Source organism: Pedobacter sp. BG31 (assembly GCF_042464845.1).
Classification (GTDB): Bacteria; Bacteroidota; Bacteroidia; order Sphingobacteriales; family Sphingobacteriaceae; genus Pedobacter; species Pedobacter suwonensis.
Window position 1 is genome coordinate 235,255 of the sequence record NZ_JBHNZK010000001.1, and the last position, 19,904, is coordinate 255,158.

19 protein-coding genes are annotated in these 19,904 nt (G+C 38.7%); 11 read left to right on the forward strand and 8 right to left on the reverse strand.

The features are described from left to right. Positions 1–64: 64 nt before the first annotated feature. The 4 genes from ACFE6N_RS01035 to dcd all read right to left on the reverse strand — a co-directional run bounded on the left by ACFE6N_RS01035 (position 65) and on the right by dcd (position 6,583). Positions 65–940, reverse strand: coding sequence for an SDR family oxidoreductase (locus ACFE6N_RS01035; protein ID WP_378933823.1), 876 nt, complete (start codon positions 938–940; stop codon positions 65–67). A gap of 121 nt (positions 941–1,061) precedes the next feature. After that, on the reverse strand, positions 1,062–1,823 hold the full coding sequence (locus ACFE6N_RS01040; RefSeq protein WP_378932900.1) for an enoyl-CoA hydratase/isomerase family protein: 762 nt from the start codon (positions 1,821–1,823) through the stop codon (positions 1,062–1,064). A 95-nt stretch (positions 1,824–1,918) separates the two neighbouring features. Further along, the gene (locus ACFE6N_RS01045) at positions 1,919–4,609 is read right to left on the reverse strand and encodes a TonB-dependent receptor (protein WP_378932902.1); all 2,691 of its coding nucleotides are present in this window, start codon (positions 4,607–4,609) and stop codon (positions 1,919–1,921) included. Between the two features lie 1,437 nt (positions 4,610–6,046). After that, positions 6,047–6,583, reverse strand: coding sequence for a dCTP deaminase (dcd, locus tag ACFE6N_RS01050; RefSeq protein ID WP_090983786.1), 537 nt, complete (start codon positions 6,581–6,583; stop codon positions 6,047–6,049). 71 nt (positions 6,584–6,654) lie between these two features. Here dcd and ACFE6N_RS01055 point away from each other — a divergent pair, with 71 nt between their 5' ends. The 5 genes from ACFE6N_RS01055 to ACFE6N_RS01075 all read left to right on the forward strand — a co-directional run bounded on the left by ACFE6N_RS01055 (position 6,655) and on the right by ACFE6N_RS01075 (position 9,738). After that, entirely contained in the window at positions 6,655–7,302 is a 648-nt protein-coding gene (locus tag ACFE6N_RS01055; RefSeq protein ID WP_090983784.1) for a 4'-phosphopantetheinyl transferase superfamily protein, read from the forward strand. An 11-nt stretch (positions 7,303–7,313) separates the two neighbouring features. Further along, positions 7,314–8,042 (forward strand): lipoyl(octanoyl) transferase LipB, encoded by a 729-nt coding sequence (gene lipB / locus ACFE6N_RS01060; RefSeq protein WP_090983782.1) that lies wholly within the window; start codon positions 7,314–7,316, stop codon positions 8,040–8,042. A 42-nt stretch (positions 8,043–8,084) separates the two neighbouring features. Further along, positions 8,085–8,810 (forward strand): SGNH/GDSL hydrolase family protein, encoded by a 726-nt coding sequence (locus ACFE6N_RS01065; protein ID WP_378932907.1) that lies wholly within the window; start codon positions 8,085–8,087, stop codon positions 8,808–8,810. Between the two features lie 87 nt (positions 8,811–8,897). Continuing rightward, positions 8,898–9,404: a DUF5684 domain-containing protein gene (locus tag ACFE6N_RS01070; protein ID WP_378932910.1), complete on the forward strand. Its 507-nt coding sequence runs from the start codon at positions 8,898–8,900 to the stop codon at positions 9,402–9,404. Positions 9,405–9,411: 7 nt separating this feature from the next. Further along, positions 9,412–9,738, forward strand: a complete 327-nt coding sequence (locus ACFE6N_RS01075; protein WP_378932912.1) for a DUF2752 domain-containing protein — start codon at positions 9,412–9,414, stop codon at positions 9,736–9,738. Here the strand turns inward: ACFE6N_RS01075 and ACFE6N_RS01080 are convergent. Continuing rightward, positions 9,735–10,478, reverse strand: a complete 744-nt coding sequence (locus ACFE6N_RS01080) for an RDD family protein (protein ID WP_378932915.1) — start codon at positions 10,476–10,478, stop codon at positions 9,735–9,737. The two genes, ACFE6N_RS01075 and ACFE6N_RS01080, sit on opposite strands and share 4 nt — an antisense overlap. A gap of 195 nt (positions 10,479–10,673) precedes the next feature. Here ACFE6N_RS01080 and ACFE6N_RS01085 point away from each other — a divergent pair, with 195 nt between their 5' ends. The 6 genes from ACFE6N_RS01085 (at position 10,674) to ACFE6N_RS01110 (ending at position 16,791) form a co-directional block, all read left to right on the forward strand. Next, positions 10,674–11,633 carry a stage II sporulation protein M gene (locus ACFE6N_RS01085; RefSeq protein ID WP_378932917.1) on the forward strand — a complete coding sequence of 320 codons (960 nt, stop codon included), beginning with the start codon at positions 10,674–10,676 and terminating at the stop codon, positions 11,631–11,633. Continuing rightward, positions 11,617–12,501: a hypothetical protein gene (locus ACFE6N_RS01090; protein WP_378932920.1), complete on the forward strand. Its 885-nt coding sequence runs from the start codon at positions 11,617–11,619 to the stop codon at positions 12,499–12,501. Before ACFE6N_RS01085 ends, ACFE6N_RS01090 begins: the two co-directional genes overlap by 17 nt. A 1-nt stretch (position 12,502) precedes the next feature. Beyond that, positions 12,503–13,231, forward strand: coding sequence for a DUF4129 domain-containing protein (locus ACFE6N_RS01095; protein WP_378932923.1), 729 nt, complete (start codon positions 12,503–12,505; stop codon positions 13,229–13,231). Next, entirely contained in the window at positions 13,228–14,394 is a 1,167-nt protein-coding gene (locus ACFE6N_RS01100) for a DUF4350 domain-containing protein (RefSeq protein WP_378932926.1), read from the forward strand. Before ACFE6N_RS01095 ends, ACFE6N_RS01100 begins: the two co-directional genes overlap by 4 nt. Positions 14,395–14,398: 4 nt before the next feature. Beyond that, positions 14,399–15,376 carry an AAA family ATPase gene (locus ACFE6N_RS01105; protein WP_378932929.1) on the forward strand — a complete coding sequence of 326 codons (978 nt, stop codon included), beginning with the start codon at positions 14,399–14,401 and terminating at the stop codon, positions 15,374–15,376. A 68-nt stretch (positions 15,377–15,444) separates the two neighbouring features. Then, on the forward strand, positions 15,445–16,791 hold the full coding sequence (locus ACFE6N_RS01110) for a DUF58 domain-containing protein (protein WP_378932932.1): 1,347 nt from the start codon (positions 15,445–15,447) through the stop codon (positions 16,789–16,791). A 75-nt stretch (positions 16,792–16,866) separates the two neighbouring features. Here ACFE6N_RS01110 and ACFE6N_RS01115 read toward each other — a convergent pair whose 3' ends face one another. The 3 genes from ACFE6N_RS01115 to ACFE6N_RS01125 all read right to left on the reverse strand — a co-directional run bounded on the left by ACFE6N_RS01115 (position 16,867) and on the right by ACFE6N_RS01125 (position 19,627). Next, positions 16,867–17,427: a transposase gene (locus ACFE6N_RS01115; protein ID WP_378932935.1), complete on the reverse strand. Its 561-nt coding sequence runs from the start codon at positions 17,425–17,427 to the stop codon at positions 16,867–16,869. A gap of 451 nt (positions 17,428–17,878) precedes the next feature. Continuing rightward, positions 17,879–18,937: a nucleoid-associated protein gene (locus ACFE6N_RS01120; protein WP_378933825.1), complete on the reverse strand. Its 1,059-nt coding sequence runs from the start codon at positions 18,935–18,937 to the stop codon at positions 17,879–17,881. A 117-nt stretch (positions 18,938–19,054) separates the two neighbouring features. Further along, the gene (locus tag ACFE6N_RS01125; protein ID WP_378932938.1) at positions 19,055–19,627 is read right to left on the reverse strand and encodes a TlpA family protein disulfide reductase; all 573 of its coding nucleotides are present in this window, start codon (positions 19,625–19,627) and stop codon (positions 19,055–19,057) included. Positions 19,628–19,904: the final 277 nt, after the last annotated feature.

The window sequence follows — 19,904 nt, forward strand, 5'->3', positions numbered from 1 at the left end:
AGATAATATTTTAGTAGGAAGTAGCGAGTATCAAGTAATAAGTAGCGCGTATCAAGTAGTCACTTTATTTAGCGCTTCTTGTCATTTGCTCCAGCATATCCCACATTTCATTCGGAATGGCTTCCAAACCATTCATCTGGCCTGCACCCTGTAACCACTCACCACCATCAATGGTAATCACTTCGCCATTAATGTAACCAGAAAAATCGCTTACCAGAAATGCAGCTAAGTTGGCCAGTTCCTGATGATCACCTACTCTTTTTAGGGGAACCCGGTTTTTAAAATCGAATTTTTTGGCCAAGTCGCCTGGTAACAAACGCTCCCATGCACCTTTAGTTGGAAATGGACCGGGCGCAATGGCATTGGTACGTATACCATATTTACCCCATTCTACAGCCAAAGATCTGGTTAATGCCAGAACACCGCCCTTTGCACAGGCCGATGGCACAACATAGGCGGAGCCTGTAAAAGCATAAGTGGTAACTATATTTAAAACTGTTGCTGCCTGTTTTTCTTTAATCCAATGTTTACCAAAAGTAAGTGTACAGTTAACCGTTCCTTTTAAAACAATATCAATGATGGATGAAAAGGCATTGGCTGATAACCGTTCTGTGGGAGAAATAAAATTACCCGCGGCATTATTTAACAATACATCAACAGCACCAAAACGCGCTAACGTTTTCGCCAATACGTTTTCTACCTGTTCAATTTCCCGTACATCGCAGGCAACTGCCAACACTTTCCCGCCGGTTTTTTCTTCCATTTCATCGGCAGTTTTTTGCAATACTTCCTGCTTACGGCTGGTAATAACTAAATTAGCGCCTAACTTCAAAAAATAAACGCCCATTGCTTTCCCAAGTCCTGTTCCGCCACCTGTAATCACAATGGTTTTCCCTTTTAAAGCATCTTCTCTGAGCATCGGTGAATTATAATTGAACATCATTAATTTGGTTAATTGGTTAAGTGTTAAATCGGTTAATTGCTGAAAGGATTATTTTGTTGAAACTAGCAACTGCATACAGCAGATTGCAAACTGGAAACTGCAACCAGTAAACTGAAAACTATTTCCTTTGCAGGTTAGCTAAAATTGTTTGTAAAATATGACGTGTTGCAGGCGACCACCATTGTGCGAGCATTTTTTCTAAAGTGGCCGATTGGTCGGCAGATACCGCAGCAATCAGTTCTTCACGGATATTTACTTTACTTTGCGACCAGGTATTGCTTTCAAGCTCCATGTATTTTTTAATCTTACGTTCGGCTGCTGTTAATAAACTCTCGTTCTTAACCAATTCATCTACCAGGCCAACTTTTAAAGCTTCTTCAGGACTATACAACTTACCAGAAAGTAAACTGCGGGTGGCCTCGGCTTTACCGATCCAAAAAGCGTATAACTGGAAAATACTATTAGGCACGATGATACCTACCGGCACTTCATTTAAGCCAATAATGTACTGCCCTTCTGCCATCACCCGATAATCGCATGCCAATGCCATTACGCAACCGCCGGCCGGACTATGTCCGCTGATGGCAGCTACCATTGGTTTTTTAAACGAAACCATATTAGCTGTAAAATCCAAAAACAACTGCCAGAAAGATTTGGCTTCCTCTTCGTTATAATTATAAAGCTCTACTAAATCCAACCCAGCAGAAAAGAAAGGTGCTGTTCCGGTTAATATTACACCACCAATATTATCATCGGCAGCAATATTTCTAAGCATATCGTTTAGTTCAGTAATCAACTCCCGGTTTAGGGCATTTGATTTCCCCCTATCTAATGTGATGGTTGCCAGGCGATCTTTAACACTTACTTTTATTGTATTCATATTTAAATAGTATCAAGATTTAAGAATCCAGTATCAAGACAAATATCTCGGCATAAACTATGCATGCATACTAATTCAAATTTATCTATTTTTATCTATTTAACATCATAAGTATAAACTTTTCTGGCCAAATGCCCCGCAGCATCTATTCCTTCTATTACTACGCGATAGGTTCCAGCCTCATCCGCATTATAAAAATCAAATTGTGCTTTTCCATCTTTATCTGTAACAACCTGTGGGTTCCAATAAATAGTTGTTCTTAAATCGGGCTTGTTTTCAGGGCTTGCAGTATCGTATTTTGGCGAGTAAAATTCTCTTGAAACCGTAAATCCCTTAGGATTAAGTGTTAGAATGCCGGGGGCATATTTATTTACACTTCTGCCTCCGTCACCACGTTTAGTGGTGATAATAATTAAACCTCCTCCCCCTCGTGAACCGTAGATAGCCGTATTGCCAATACTTTTCAGCAACTCAATAGATTCTACGTCCATCGGCACAACATTATCAAGGAAATCGGCCTCCATTTGCATTCCATCAACAATAATTCCCATAGGCGTATCCTGACTACGCATCAGGTATGGCACATTCCCTTTAAATATTACCCCTGGCAAACGTCCCTGCAAACATTGGGATAAGGTAACACATGTAGACAACTGGTCGGCCGTCATGATAAAATCTGCTCTGCCGGCTCCATTGAGGTTGGATGAATTTTTAGCCGGATTTTTCTTTTCCGTAATGGTTACCTCCTCAAGTTTAATGGTCCGCTCCAGCAGGCCCAAGCGGGTCATCTCATTGAAATAGTTATCACTTTCTTTAATGTACTTCATTAAAGTATTGTTTACGTTGATGTCGACATCGGCTCCATTTTTATTCTTCGTCACAATCTGCCCGGGAACAATATCAAGATTAATGTCTACAAATTTCCGTTCTGTTTTCGTTCTTGCCTGAACCACAAACTTTGTACTATCGCCAAAACTTAAATTGTCAAAAACAAATTTTCCTTCGGCATTGGTTACCGTGTCCAAAATGTACATCGTTCCTTTTGTGGCCATGAGCATTACCTTACCACCAGGCACAGGCTTATTGCCTTTCGTCACCGTTCCACTGATGGTGATAGACTGTTCAGGCTTATAGGTAATATTCGGACCAACATTATTGATGATATTTTTCCAAAGAAACCTTCTCCAGCCCTGCGTAAGCATCAGGTTATCGAGTTCTTTTTGTGTTTGAAGATCATCTTTTAAGAAATAATGGTTAGGCTGCTCTACATATCCTGTCAAATCAGAGGTAAGTAATAGTGACGCAAGAATATTTGATTCGTTGTTTTCATCTGGTGCAACCTTTGTGGCATTGGTAACCGCTACCGAAAAGCTGCCTAATACAGGTTTATGATCATTATCTGCACTGAAAGTAAAAGCTGCTTTTCCTCTTTTTGAGCTTGATAGACCGGATGAATTAAGCGATACATCAATTAACTCAGACTTGTTATTGATAAATACCAAACGTTCTGCTAAAGGCTGATTGCTGCCTGAAAACAAAGTAAACTGAACAATTCCTGTTGGCAGATTCTTTTTTGGGATACTCGCCATCAAAACTTGTTTATCCATTTTGGCTTTAGAGCCATAACATACATTGCCGCCTTGCTGGGCAACAACTTTTAATTCAGTCCCGTTAGTAAGATCGGCACTAGCCATAATCTTAACCACTACTTTACCCGTATCTAAAGCATTTACTGAAAGTGCATAACCGCTCTTAACCGCTACCGGAAGTTTGATTGTTTTCTCGGAACCGTCTTTAAACTTAACTTTTGCAGAATATGATCTGCCTGGCTGACTATTAAACACGAAATTTCCCATACCCAGGAAATCGGTAGAAAAAGTGGTCACTTCATTTCCCGTTTCATCTATAATACTACCTTGAACATCCTCACCGCGGCCATTGGAGCCAATCGCTTTGATGGCTACCTTTTGCGGCAACTCTTCAACAAGCGTACCTCCTTCGGGCATAAACTGTACATCAACATCGTTAGAGGTTGAAGTAATCGGGATAGATTTAATTACTTTTTGTTTATTGTCTAGCGTTATGGTAGCGATAATTTTTCCGGATTTATTTTGAAAAGGCTGATTATTGGTGAAATTAATTACAGCATCGCCAGTTAAATTGGTTTTAACTTTACCTTTGCTAACCGAGCGGTAATCTAACTGCACATCATAACTTACTTCGTTCTGGCTATAAGCAATACCATTTTTATCTTCAAAATGAATGGTTGCGGTAACCTTATCTGCGTTGTTCTCTTTCGTAAAACTGTAAGCTGTTTTAGTAAAAACTTTGTTAGCCCAGCTATTTCCAATCTTAATGGTCTTATCATAAAAGAATTCGGTGCCAAAATTACGCATGTAGTTAGTATAGGCCCTGATTCTGTAATTCCCTTCAGCAAGTGAATCTGTTAACTTAAAATCGCCCCATGTGATACCACCCATGATCGGTAATTTAACCTGCCTTTTTAACGAATCTTTTTCATTAATCAGCTCTACATACAGTATTTTACTGATATCTGAAGGTGCCGAAGTTTTGGTATTGACCACATAAGCCTTGAACCAGATATCATCTCCAATGGCATAATAAGGCTTATCTAAATGAAGGTGGATTTTTTCCTGAGGATATTTAGAAGTGTAATCATCCAGTTTCTTTAAAAGCTGACTAAACGGATCATCATCCATTTTAAATGCGCCAAAAACGATAAGCAGAGATAGAAAACTAATGGCGAGAGTAATTTTGAGTTTCATGTGGTTAGGGTACAATTAAATACGTGTCAAGGTACAAAACCTAAGGCATACTTTTATGAAGTAAGCATGAAATTTAGTTTTACTTCTAATTTTTTAGTTAACCATTTCAAAAATGCTTTATTCATTGAATAACAGCATTATGATTGTAATTACAAGCGCCGGCTTTAAGAACAAAGGTTTGTGCACCTTGGAAACCCTAAAATAAAATATTGCTGCAGCCAATTATTCAATCCTTGATTTCTGAACTATTTCTTAGTCGTCATCCTGAGTGAAACGAAGGATCTTTAATTGTGTAAGTTACCAACTTATTAAAGATTCTTCACTACGTTCAGAATGACAGCAAGGGGATGCGCCCGATTCTTCTATCGGGACCACTTTGAAACGAGCATATAGCAGTTCTTGGCAGCGCTAGTCCCGCTAAATCAGGTTTAGGAACAAAAGTTTGTGCACATGGAAACCCTAAAAATACAATACTGCTTTAGCCAAATAGCCCCGGTTGCAGCGTTTACCTAGCAGCAACGAGGTACGAGGCAGCGAAGCGTACAAGTGGAAAACGGAAGAAATTTGGTGTTTTATACAGGCTCTGCGCTCCAAAAATGACGTGTTTTTATTAGGAAACAAGCGGTTCCTGGTTCTTGGAGGGCGCTAGTCCCGCTTTCGCTTATAGTCCTCGCTGCGCTCCGGGCTATTCCGCTCAATCGGGTTTAGGAACAAAGGTTTGTGCAACTGGCAACCCTGAAAATGAATGCGGGTGTAGTCAAATAGCACCGGTTGCAGCGGTATCCTGCAACAACGAGGCACTATGCCGCGAAGCGTAAAACATGAGGAAACTCAGTGTTTTGCACTAAACCTGCGCTTCAAAAAATGCTGCATTTTTTTATTAGGAAACGATCGGTCCATGGTTCTTGGAAAACACCAGTCCCGCTTTCGCTTATAGTCCTCGCTGCGCTCCGGGCTATTCCGCTCAATCGGGTTTAGGAACAAAGGTTTGTGCAACTGGCAATCCTACAAATGAAATACGGGTGTAGCCAAATAGCCCCGGTTGCAGCGGTACCCTGCAGCAACGAGGCACGAGGCGGCGAAGCGTACAAGCGGAAAACGGGAGGAAACTCCGTGTTTTGTACTAAACCTGCGCTCCAAAAAATGGTGTTTTTTTATTAGGAAACGAGCAGTCCATCATTCTTGGAAGGCGCTAGTCCCGCTTTCGCTTATAGTCCTCGCTGCGCTCCGGGCTATTCCGCTTTATCGGGTTTATTTACAAAGGTTTGTGCACCTTGAAAACAGACTGTGAATCATAAACCCGACAGCAGCGGCGGCTCCCGATTCTTCTATCGGGACCACAGCGAATGGCGGGGCTACAGACCGCCACAGCGCGCCAACTTTCATTTCCAAAAAAAGAGGAAACGCATTGCGGACTAGCAACAGATTAAAAAAAATTTAAAACTTATTCTTCCACATCATGCTTTCTACCGGCCTGGTGGTTTTATTATTATATTTCGCGTTACCCTTTGAGTTATACATGGTTTCAATGTTACCTTCAACAACAAAATAAATCAATTGGCCAATAGGCATTCCGGCATAAACTTTTACCGGTTGTGCTACCGATATTTCCAATGTCCAGGTATTGCAAAATCCAACATCTCCCTTCCCTGCTGTAGCATGGATATCAATCCCTAATCGCCCGGTACTGCTTTTCCCTTCTAAAAAAGGTACATGCACATGCGTTTCAGTATATTCTACCGTAACACCAAGGTATAAGGTACCCGGGTAAAGAATGTAACCATCTTTGGGAATTTCGAAATGTTCGATTTCGTTATGCGCCTTCGCATCAAGCACGCGACTTTTATAGGTAGCCAGATATTTCCCTAAATGCACATCATATGAGTTGGTTCCTAAACACTCGCGTTTAAAAGGCTCAATAATGATTGTTCCCTTCTCCATTTCTTCTAATATCCTGCTATCAGATAATATCATTTTTATACGTATTTTTGGCCTAAATTATCATTTATTTAAGATAATTTTGCATGTAATCTCCAATTTAATCAATGCCAATAATTTACCACAAAAATATTGATCAGCATTCTGTTTTAGCCATTTGGAAAATTGAGGAAACAGAAGAAGAGTTGTTGGCCGGACTGCAGCTTAAGCAGCATGAACATGACATTATTTCATCGCTAAACAGTGGCAAAAGGCTATTGCACTGGTTAAGCACGAGGTTGCTTTTGAGAACCATGTTGAATACAACAGAATATATCGACTGCCAGTTTGATGAACATGGTAAACCTTATCTGGTTAATTTTGACTACCATATTTCGTTAAGCCATTCGTATGATTATGCTGCCGTAATGATTAGTAAGGACCACCCTGTTGGTATTGATATTGAACTTATTAAACACAAAATAAAAAGCATTAAACACAAGTTTTTAAGCGATTTGGAGCTTGCCCAAAAACAGATTGGCGATAACACAGATGGCTTATATGTAGCCTGGTGTGCCAAAGAGGCTATTTATAAGTGGCATGGAAAAAAAGGACTGGAATTTAAGCAACATATCCATATTAAACCTTTTAAGCTAAAAAACGAAGGCTCATTAAATGCACTTGTAGAACTGCCTTCGGGTATGCGGGAGTTGACCATTAATTACTTTAAAACAAAAGACGGATACATGTTGGGCTATGTAGCCGGCAATTCTTAATATACATAGAGATGAATGAGATAGCAGATAAAGCAATTGCCAAGGATTTAAAACCAACCATTTTTGCAGACTGGGGCTTAACAGACTACCAGCAGGCATGGGATAAACAGGAAGATCTGCTCAATAAAACGGTGGCCATTAAAACAGAAAACCGGATAAACAACACCAATAAGCCTACGCCAAACCATCTTATATTTTGCGAGCATCCGCATGTTTATACGTTAGGCAAAAGCGGACATCCCGAAAACTTGCTGTTGGATGAACAGGGATTAAAAGATAAACAAGCCACGTACTATAAAATAAACCGGGGTGGCGACATTACTTACCATGGGCCAGGGCAGATTGTAGGCTACCCGATCCTTGATCTTGATAACTTCTTTACCGATATCCATTTATATCTGCGCACCCTGGAGGAAGCCGTTATCCTTACCTTAAAAGATTATGGAATAGAAGCAGGCCGTTATCCCGGCTTTACGGGGGTCTGGTTAGATGCCGACAATGAAAAGGCACGCAAGATATGTGCTATGGGCGTGCGTTGCAGCCGCTGGGTGACCATGCATGGGTTTGCCTTTAATGTAAATGTAGATTTAGATTATTTCAAAAATATTGTTCCCTGTGGCATTGATGATAAAGCGGTAACCTCTTTGGCCAAAGAATTAGGACATCAGCTGGATATGGAAGAAGTGAAAGGCAAACTGAAAAACCATATAGCTAAATTATTTAAGATGAAGCTGGTTTAGTAGCGATAAAACCAAGTTGGATGTTACTTCGTAAATCGAGTGATGAAGATTTTATTAAGCGCTATTTTATTTTCTTTCTTAACTTCGGGCTGTACTAAAAAAGCCCCGATGATTAACGAGCCAACAACCAATCCAGCTACAAATCCTTCAAAAGGAACAGGAAATTTTACTTATTTAGCCCTCGGCGATTCTTATACAATCGGCGAATCGGTGAAGCAAGCAGAATCATTTCCTTATCAGCTTCAGGGTTTATTACAGGCTCAAAACCTCATTGTAGCCAATCCTAAAATTATTGCGGTTACAGGCTGGACCACCAATGAGCTTCAGGCGGCCATTAAAAGCGAAAATTTAACTGGTACCTTTAGTTTTGTGACACTTTTAATTGGTGTAAACAATCAGTACCGGGGCTACCCGTTAAATACCTATAAAAAGGAATTTTCAGAATTGTTACAAACGGCAATTACTTATGCAGGAGGCAATAAATCAAGGGTTTTTGTGGTTTCCATACCCGATTGGGGTGCTACTCCTTTTGGCAAAAACTCCGGAAGAAGCACACAAACCATTGCAAGTGAAATTGATAGTTTTAACGCCGCCAATCAGGAAATAACACTTGCAGCCGGCGTGAGCTACACCAATATCACACCCGCATCCAGAAATGCATCAACTGATCCATCGCTGGTAGCAGACGATGGATTGCACCCAAGTGGTAAAATGTATACCGAATGGGCCAGCGCTTTATTCCCCAAAGTATCTGCTGTGTTGAAATAATTCAACGCTCATTTATACTGTTTTTAAATTAAAAAATTTATTTTAGTTCGACAATTTAAATTAATCACCTATTAAAAACAGAAATCTATGAATGAGTATGAATCAAGCGGAGTAGCCGCGGGCATTGGAGGCGGTATTGCAATCTTATATCTTGCAATAATCGTAGTAATGATTGTGGGCATGTGGAAAGTGTTCGAAAAAGCGGGCAAACCAGGCTGGGCAGCTATTATTCCTATCTACAATTTAATTATTTTATTAGAAATTGTTGGCAAACCCATGATTTGGATTTTATGGTTGATCATTCCTTGCGTTAACGTTGTATTTGCCATCTGGCTTTACAACTTAGTTAGCAAAAGCTTTGGAAAATCGGAAGGTTTTACGGTTGGTATGGTTATTTTCCCTTACATTTTCTGGCCAATCTTAGGTTTTGGAGATGCTAAATACTTGGGCCCGTCAGCAGCAGAAGCACAAAATGGAGGTTTTGGAAATAATCCTTTTAACAATCCAAATAACCCATTTAACAACACAAACAATCCTTTCAACAAACCAACTGATCATCAAAATAACCCCAATGATACTCCACCGGTAGTATAATTTTAGGATGTTTTTCATATTTATATTTTGCAGCTTAATCAACCTGGTTGATTGGCTGCAAAATCATTTAATCCCCTGTCCTTTTAAAGCTTTAACAGGAATCGATTGTCCGGGTTGTGGCTTTCAACGATCTTTTATTGCGCTGATCCACGGCGATTTATCAAAAAGCTGGTCGCTTTATCCACCTACTATTCCTTTACTGTTTTTATTTATCTCAACTGCATTATTGTATAAATTTCAGTTTAAACAACGTTCCTTTATCTTTCAAACATTGGTTATCCTTATCGGTAATTTTGTAATGATCTGCTATTTGCAAAAAATGTTTTTTAGCTAAACACTCATATTAGCTGTAAGGTGGTTATAATCCTTTAATACCGTCTCTAAAAACTGCAATTCGTTCATTCCTGCCGGAATGTTTACCAGAATATGGGCTTTGGTTTTTGCCGCCATAGCATAAATTAAATCGGCATTCCCTGTCTGATAATAGCTGGTTAATACTTCATGAACAAGCTCTATATCCCGATCATTTAAATGCAGTACTTCTTTAAAATGCGGTTCATATTCCTCAGGCAGACTAAAGCTGAATGCTACATTGGTCAATTCGGTGCGTGGTTTGATTTTAATTAATGTGGTTTTAGCCAGTAAATCTCCCAATCGCTGGTGATTTTTAGTTACTGCTACCGATACCAGCGCAACGACGCCCCAGCCAAAAGGAAAGCCAAAATCAATCATCCGGAATAACCACCTAAAAATATACTGCCCCAAGGTTGGCTGTGTACCATCTATGCTGATCACCCTGATCTTCAGCGCTTTTTTTCCAAAGGTTTGTCCATCCATGGTGATTTCGCAAACCAGATCGTAAAAAACAAAAATGGCCAGGAAAATAAAAAAAATAATTATTGCAGCAATTCCAGACATCGCCATCTGGGCAGCACCCATAACTACCAGGGTAATTACAGCAAGAATTGCAAATCCGGCCAAGTCTATACATCTTGCAGCTATCCGTTCTCCAAGGCCGGCAATCTCGTAATCAATATCAACATTCTGAGCCGTGCTAATTCTGATGGTATCCATATTCAAACATAATTTTTTTTAAGATAATAGCCGCAGGGAAATCTTTATTTTTTGAAACTAAAGATTTATTATATTTTCAATAGCGCTGGTTTAACTATGTATATTTATTTGCCGGGTAAAACATATGGAAATAAATCGGGTTTTATTTCCATAAAAATTTAGCTATTTTAACCCAAGATTTGGTAACGCCTTTAAATGAGAGAAGCATTATTTGTTAAACAAAATTCGAAGAAGTGGCAGCATTACGATTCGATGCAACAGGCAAGTCCTGATGAAGTGGCCAATCAGTTTATCGAGATTACCAATGATCTGGCCTACTCAAAAACGTTTTATCCAAATTCGAAAACTACGGCCTACCTCAATGGCCTGGCTTCCAAATTACACCAATCTGTTTATAAAAATAAGAAAGAAAAATCGAACCGCTTTATCCATTTCTGGAAAACCGAACTTCCCTTAATATTCTTCGAACATCGAAAACAGGTACTATATGCCCTGGTATTTTTCTTGGTTTCCTGCGCCATTGGCGCCTTATCGGCTAAATACGATGATACTTTTGTTCGTCTGATTATGGGCGATGCCTATGTGAATATGACGAACGAGAATATTGCAAAAGGTGATCCTTTTGGCGTGTATAAGCAGAGTAATGAATTCATGATGTTTGTGCAAATTGGGTTTAACAATATTTTTGTTGCACTATACACTTTTGTTTTGGGCATCATATTTTCTTTCGGATCTGTTGTTTCCCTATTCAGAAACGGTATCATGCTCGGCTCGTTTCAATATTTCTTTTTTAGCAAAGGCCTGGGCTTTCAATCAGTTCTGGTGATCTGGATTCATGGGACATTGGAAATTTCGGCTATTGTTTTGGCAGGTGCGGCAGGTTTAGTTTTGGGCAACAGTCTTTTGTTCCCCAAAACCTATACCCGAATGGCTTCTGTATTAAAAGGTGCAAAAGATGGGTTAAAAATCGTAATAGGCCTGATTCCCATTTTTATCGTGGCTGCGTTTTTTGAAAGCTTTGTTACCCGACATACCGGGATGCCTTTATGGCTAAGTCTACTGATTTTACTGTCTTCTGCAGCTTTTATCATCTGGTATATATTTATTTACCCCATTAAAATCCATCATAACAAGCAATATGCTAGGGAAAATTGAATTTAAGAAAAGAAGGGATTTCGGACAAGTGATCAATGATACTTTTACCTTTATACGCCAAAATTTTAAGCCACTCATTAAAATATACTTTACCTTTTGTGGTCTGTTTGTATTGGCCAGCATGTTAACTATGTTATTGCAGCAATATAAAATGGTTAATATTATCAATACTATTGGCAATGGAAGAAACAGCAATGGCTTAGGCTTTTCTGGATTATACGGAATAGAATATTTTCTTTCTATTTTATTTTCTCTGGCCTCTTATACCAGTATGAGTGTTGCCATACTTTCTTATATAGCCATTTACGTAAAAAAAGGCAACCAAACACCTACTACTGATGAGGTATGGGGGTACTTTAAACATTACTTCTTCAGGATTTTTGGCAGTTCTTTTTTGTTAATCATGATGTTGATCATCGCGTTTGTGTTTTGCCTCGTGCCCGGCTTTTGGTTATTCCCATATGTGGCCATGATGTTTCCCATAATGGTGATTGAAAATGGTTCACTGGGCTATTCCTTCGGTAGAAGTTTCAATATCATTAAAGACAATTTCTGGGTTACGTTTGGCACACTGATCGTGGTATGGATTATTGTTTATGCCTGTATGAGCATGATTATTTTACCTACCAGCCTATTTAATATGATTGGGATGTTTACGCACGAAAGCCCGCACATGTCGTTAACACTTACCATGATCACAACAGTTTTGCAGTCATTATGCCAGGTGTTTACCATTATCCCCATTATTACCATATCATTGTCCTATTTCAGTTTGGTTGAACAAAAAGAAAGTACCGGCTTAATGGAAAGGATTTCTAATTTCGGCAATACCGAAAAGCCTATTGATACCAGACCTGAAGAATATTAAAATGCAACGCGCAATACTCCGATACCTTCTCGCTTCAGCTTTGTTCTTTATTCCGGTAATCAGCAAAGCGCAAACCGTTAAGCCTAAACCTGTTATTAAAGAGATCAGTGTTGATAGTACTCAACTTACTCCTTTAAAATTCGATAAAGATTCCATTGGTAGTTATAAAGAACAGAAAGAATTTCAATATGATGAAATCGGCGAACAGCAATTGTCGTGGTGGGATAAATTCTGGATGTGGTTCTGGCGTTTAATCGGTTCCTTAATTCACGGTGCAACCTCTAATTTAATTTCGAGGTATATTTTTATCGGATTAGGAGTAGCACTTATTTTGTTTATCGTAATCAAAACCATCGGGGCCGAGAACATATTCAGGAAAAAACCGAAAGCCACAATCCTTCCGTACGATGTAATTACCGAAAATATCCATGACATAGATTATGAACAGGAATTGCACAGGCTGGTTGCCGAAAGAAAATTCCGCCTGGCAGTTAGGCTTCTATATTTAAGGGCATTAAAAAAACTGAGTGATGCCGAAATCATCCATTGGCAGCCTGATAAAACCAATTACCATTATTTAATGGAAATCGATAAGCCCGAACTAAGAAATGATTTTAGTAAACTCACCATACAGTTTGATTACATCTGGTATGGCGATTTCCCTATTGATGAAGTTAGATTCGAGCCTATTAACCGATCGTTTAATCAGTTTAACAGCCAGATCAAATGAAAGGTTATAAAATATATCTGATTATTGGTTCCATACTGATCCTCTTGTACCTGGTTGCCCAATACAACAAACCCACCCCAACAAACTGGGCTCCCACCTATGCTGTAAGGGATAAAATTCCTTATGGAACCTACATTTTATACCACCGGATAAAAGATATTTTACCAAAGGCAACAATAAGGCTATCTAAAACTGCTATTTACAATACATTAAAGGACAAAAATTTTAATAAAACCGCATATTTAATTATTGCACAACAAGCAGAAATCAACAAAACAGATTTCGATCAGCTGGTTAAATACATGCAGACCGGTAATGACGTTTTTATCGCCAGCTATGACCTGGGAAAAACAGGAAAAAACCTAAAGCTTCAAGCACTTAGCGCCATGTCAGCAGAGGGCCGCACACTGAATTTCACCAATCAAAACCTAAAAACGGAGGCAAACTACGGCTTTGCAAGAGGAATTGGCAGCCAATATTATGATAAAATCGATACCAATAAGGCTACTGTACTCGGTGTGAACGGAGATGGCAATCCCAACTTTGTCCGTTACAGCTATGGTAAAGGAAATCTGTACCTGATCGCGGAGCCAGGTTTTTACACTAATTTTAATCTGCTGGATAAATACGGTGCAGAATATGCCGCTAAAACCTTAAGTTATTTACAAGGAACTCAGCAGCTCATTATTGATGAGTATTTTACTGCACAAAAAACCACCACTACCGATATGCTCAGGGTATTTTTCCAACATCCTGAGCTCAAATATGCCTACTACCTGGCCATATTCAGCCTGATCATCTTCGTGCTTTACGATATGAAGCGCCGTCAGAGAATAATTCCAATAGCCGATCCGCTTACCAATTCTTCATTGGCTTTTGTTCATGTAGTAGGCAGCGTTTATTACCACGAACGCAACAACCTCGATATCGCCTTAAAAAAGATCAACTATTTTCTGGAATATTTGAGAACCAGATATCATATAAAAACCAACGAAATTGACGGCAAATTTGTGCAAATACTGATGGAGAAAACAGGTATTAACGAAGCATTGGCCAAAACCATTACCAATCATATTACACAGACACCAACCATGGGCAACTTAAGTGATACCCAATTGATTTATTTAAACGAAAGCATAGAACAGTTTTATAAAAATACGTAAAGCGATGGAACAAGAACAGTTTAACCCACGTACCGATTTAAGCGCCTTAAATGAAGCGGTAAATCAGATCAGAAATGTACTTGGAAATATCATTATCGGACAAAAACAAGTTATTGATTTCTTAATTGTTGGTTTGCTTGCCGACGGGCACATCTTAATTGAAGGCGTACCCGGAGTAGCGAAAACACTTAGTGCAAAATTGCTTGCCAAATCCATAGAAGCACAATTTTCGAGGGTACAGTTTACCCCTGACTTAATGCCTTCTGACGTTTTGGGAACTCCGATATTTAATACCAAAACAGGAGATTTTGAATTTAGAAAAGGGCCGATTTTTGGTAATATTATTTTGGTTGATGAGATTAACCGTGCACCAGCCAAAACCCAGTCTGCACTTTTCGAAGTGATGGAAGAACGCCAGGTAACTATTGATGGAGAAACCTACCTTATGGATGAGCCTTTTATGGTTTTGGCCACCCAAAATCCTATTGAGCAGGAAGGCACTTACCGTTTACCCGAAGCGCAATTAGATCGGTTTTTATTTAAAATTGAAGTCAAATATCCTTCACTGGAAGAAGAAACCGAAATTTTAATGGCACAACATAGCTTGGTTAATAAAACATTGCTGAATGAAGTAAAACCGGTATTGTCGATTCAGCGGATACTGGAAGCCAGAAGCGTGATCCGCAGTTTGTTTGTAGAACCAAAGTTATTGGAATTTATTGCCAGAATTGTAAGTGAAACCCGTAACAACTCATCGCTTTACTTAGGTGCTTCGCCCAGGGCATCATTAGCCATCGTACATAGTGCAAAAGCTTTTGCTGCTATCCAGGGCCGCGATTTTATTACACCTGATGATATCATTGCTGTTGCTATCCCCGTATTGGCGCACAGGGTATTATTATCGCCCGAAAAGGAAATGGAGGGATTAACGACAAGCGACATCATACATCAGATCATTAAAAAGATTGAGGTACCGAGATAAGTCAGTTGGCAGTTGCCAGTTAGCAGTTACCAGTTAACCGATTTAAACAATTAACCGATTAAACAACATTGAAAAAATTCTTTCAGCAATATTATAGCAACCTATTCCTGACCGATCGTTTATTCGCGGCTTTAGGATGCTGCATTTTACTTTTTTTGCTGAAGTTCTTTTTTCAGTGGCTAGGTGATGTTCCTGAAATTGCAACAGGTGCGGTTATCCTATTATTTTTTATTGATATTTTTATTCTATACCGTAATAACAATGGCATTGGAGCCAGAAGACTAACTTCTAAACGGTTAAGTAACGGCGATGAAAACCCGATACAGATCGAAATAAAAAATGATTATGGCTTTGTGGTAAATGCAAGGGTAATTGACGAGATACCTTTTCAGTTCCAGATCCGTGATAAAGATTTTAAGCTCCATTTAAAACCTGCAGAAATAAAATCAATCCACTATAATTTACGTCCAACAAAACGTGGTGAATATGATTTCGGATTTATCAGGGCCTATATCAGTTCGCCGTTAGGTTTGATTAGCAGGCGTTACAATTTCGATGGCACCAGGATTTTACCTGTTTTTCCGTCGTTCATCAACCTCGGCCAATACGAACTAATGGCAGCCTCGCGTTATTTAACTGAATTTGGGATTAAAAAGATCAGAAAGATCGGACAAAGCAGTGAATTTGATCAAATTAAAAATTACGTCGGGGGCGACGATATCCGCACGATCAACTGGAAAGCCACTGCAAGAAAAAGCAGTTTGATGGTGAACACCTATGTCGATGAAAAATCACAACATATTTATTGTATCATTGATAAATCGCGCGTGATGCGCATGCCTTTTGAAGGATTAAGCTTACTTGATTATGCCATCAATGCTACCGTGGCGCTTTCGAAAGTAGCCATGCTTAAAGAAGATAAAGCTGGCCTGATTACCTTATCGGAAACGATCGGATCGATCGTACCAGCTGACCGTAAGGCCTCGCAGCTGGGCAGCATTATGAATGTACTTTATAAAGAAAAAACAAGGTATCTTGAAAGCAATCTCGAAGCCCTGTATACTACAGTCCGTTCCGTTGTAAAACAGCGTGGCCTTCTGGTTTTCTTTACCAATTTTGAGAGTTTATCAGCCCTGCAACGTCAGTTACCTTTTTTAAAAAGAATTGCTAAATACCACCTATTGCTGGTTGTATTTTTCGAAAATACCGAATTAAAAGGATTAAGTACAGAACCGGCTAAAGATGTAGAAGGCATTTATCACAAAACCATCGCCGAGAAATTTATCTACGAGAAAAAGCTGATGGTTAAAGAATTGAACAAACATGGCATTTTGGCTATTCTTACCCCACCACAGAAGCTTACCGTAAATGTAATTAATCAATATCTCGCACTAAAGGCACAACAGCGGATTTAGTCATTAGTCTGTAGTCTCAAGTCCATAGTCACTTTATCACGGCATCCTTGGTCTGTGTCCTCACAGACCAAAACACTACAAAAGATTTCTATAATCGGTTAAAAATCCAAAATTATCTGACCCCGTTTCATAAAATCTGGCTGATGACCAATCATAATCTTCAGGTTTTTCGCATAATTGCCATCTTTCTTGTAAAGGGTTGAGATGGATGTAGTCTATTTTCTGTTCAAGTTTATTGTGCGTATCCATAAGAATGGCTAATGGATCCCGTTGCCATAAACGAAAATTTCTTTCTGTATCTGTTACTTTAAAATCCGATAGTTTCTCCGGATGTTGAAGTTTAATATCCTGAAAAATCTGATGGGAAGTAAATTTATTAAAGCTTGCATGAGGCATCTCTTTTCCATTTACCTCAATCATTCGCCATACCAAGTGCAGGTGATTTGGCATAATCACAAAAGCATAAACCTCAATCTTTTTCCTCTTAACCAATTCTTCTAAGGTTTTAATGATAATCTGTTTATACTTTTCGGAAGAAAATACCTGGTTCCAATCCTTAACTGTGTCTGTCCAAAAATATACTTCACCTAAAAGCATTTTTGAATTACGATCTTGTCTAAACAGATTATTTTCCATTATTAAAAATAGAAAATTAACCTCAATGTAATTTAATCATGCTATATTATCCCTGGTCTGTGTTCCCACAGACCAATGTACTGTAAGATTTAACGGCTAAATCTTTTGTTTCTGTCTGTGAGGACACAGACCGAGGAATTAGAATTAAATTAACCTCAACGTAATTTAATCATCCTATATTATCCTTGGTCTGTGCCGCCACAGACCAATGTATTGTAAGATTTAACGGCTAAATCTTTGTTTCGATCTGTGAGGACACATACCGAGGAATTAGAAAATTAACCTCAATGTAATTTAATCATGCTATATTATCCTTGGTCTGTGTCCCCACAGACCAATGTACTGTAAGATTTAACGGCTAAATCTTTTGTTTCGGTCTGTGAGGACACAGACCGAGTAATTAGGTCCATAGCCGACTTATGACTCAGGACTAAAGACTCAGGACTACCCCCTACTCTTCTTCCCTAAAATATACCTTATAGAAGTTCATCGATTTATCATCGTCGTAACCTTTCTCGATCATGTCTTTATTACCGTGAATGTAGATATGGAAATTCTTGTCTAGTTTTAACACACTTTTATAGGCTCTTGCCTGCTTTTTTACGGCTGATTCTGCAATTTCAAAATGATCAGCTATCGGACTTTCGTACTCTTCTTCGTAGTTTTTCTTATAGTTTTTGAACGACTCGATTCCTTCGGCATTGCCAATCACCTCATTTCCAAACTCCTCCATATCAAAGGTTTCTTTTTCTTTGAAATACTTCATAGAGCGGTTTAAGAGATCAATCTTATCTGCTTTGCTGATTTCATATTCATCATCAAGCTTCTGCGTGACAAAATTTTTATAAACGCCTAAAACATTATTGGTCTGGTTATAACTATCATTCCTGATTTTCAGCTTTAAGAATTCATCTTTCCAATAAACGGCAGAATCATTGCTACTTTTAGATTGATCCAATACTACAACCTTATAACCTTCTTCTCCTTCTACATTAAAAATCAAACAGCCTTTATCCAACTTATTAATGTTAATCGCTTCCTGTTCATAACTTACATTAAAGCCATCCTGCTCCGGATACACTTTTAGGTAAGTATCTTTCGTTTCAGATTTAAAAATCCCAACTACATCCAATTGTTCACCCTCTATCTGCACTTTTTCAAAATAGGCAACATACAATTCGCCGGATTTAATTTTTGGATGATTGGCCACATCATATAAATGTTTGGCCAGTTGCTGCGAATCTTCGTGAAAAAGTTCGTTATTCTCGAAAATTTCATGGACGAAATGGAATACTTCGTTCAATTCCAAATTATCGTTAGGATGGTAAAAGCGGTAAACTTCATTCACCTTTTCGAAAGGTTTTAAGAAATACTGCAGCAACAGGTTTCCCAACAATTCATCATCTATCTTCAACGGTGCATCTGATAGTTTATAATATTCCTCAACCAGTTTATTCCCCGTATGATGGATGGAAATTTGCTTAAGGGAAGCCTCGAAAAATGAAATCATAGGCGCAAAAATAGCAAAATCATTGGTTACCCCATGTCCAAAATTCGCCATCCTTTCTTTTCTCCCTTTCAATTTTCTTTTACCTGGGATCAGCATTCGGTTGCTTCTGGCGTTGAATTAGTTTGCGCTTTTTAACCGATTTAAGAAATCAACAATCTTTTGATCGGCATAATTGGCCACACCTTCATGTTTGAAGGACAGCCTGCCCTGCTTATCGAAAATAACAGTTGTAGGTAACGCACCCGTAAATAGCTGCTCGGGAATGTTACTTTCTACTTTATAAACCGGCAGGGTATATTTACGGTCAGCCATAAACCGGGATGATTTAGTAAGATCGCCATCAGCATCTGCAAAAATGAAAATGATATCCTTGTCATTTTTAAATTGATCGTATAACTTATTGATGGAAGGCATTTCAGCTCTACATGGCGGACACCATGTTGCCCAAAAGTTGAGAAAAATAACTTTCCCCTTTAAATCGCCAAGATCAACCAGATTTCCGTTAACATCTTTAAACCTGATTCCCTTGAGGCCATCAACATTTTCTTTTGGTATCTCAACCTTGGGTTTGTAAAAACCGATCTCCATTAAGCCTTTGATAAAAAATACCTTTGTGTCAGGCACAAGAACAATTAACAAAAGGATAATGATCAACAGTGCATTGAATATATTTTTTTGGATAAATTTCATTGATTTTATTTCAAATGCAACAATGATAATGAAAATAAATTTTATAAGTAGCCATCTACCTTTACGATACATTTTGGCCGGCATTCTAAACCGCAATTTTGTATGAGGCAAACACTTTTGGGAATAAATGCTGCACCTTTAGCCAAACCATCACTATTCTCTAATATCAGGCTCCTGCTATTCCTTTCAGAAATACTTTTTATACCCAATTAATATCCATAACCATAAAAAAGTAAAATTCAAACAAATAATAGTAATACTATCTCTATAGATTGCA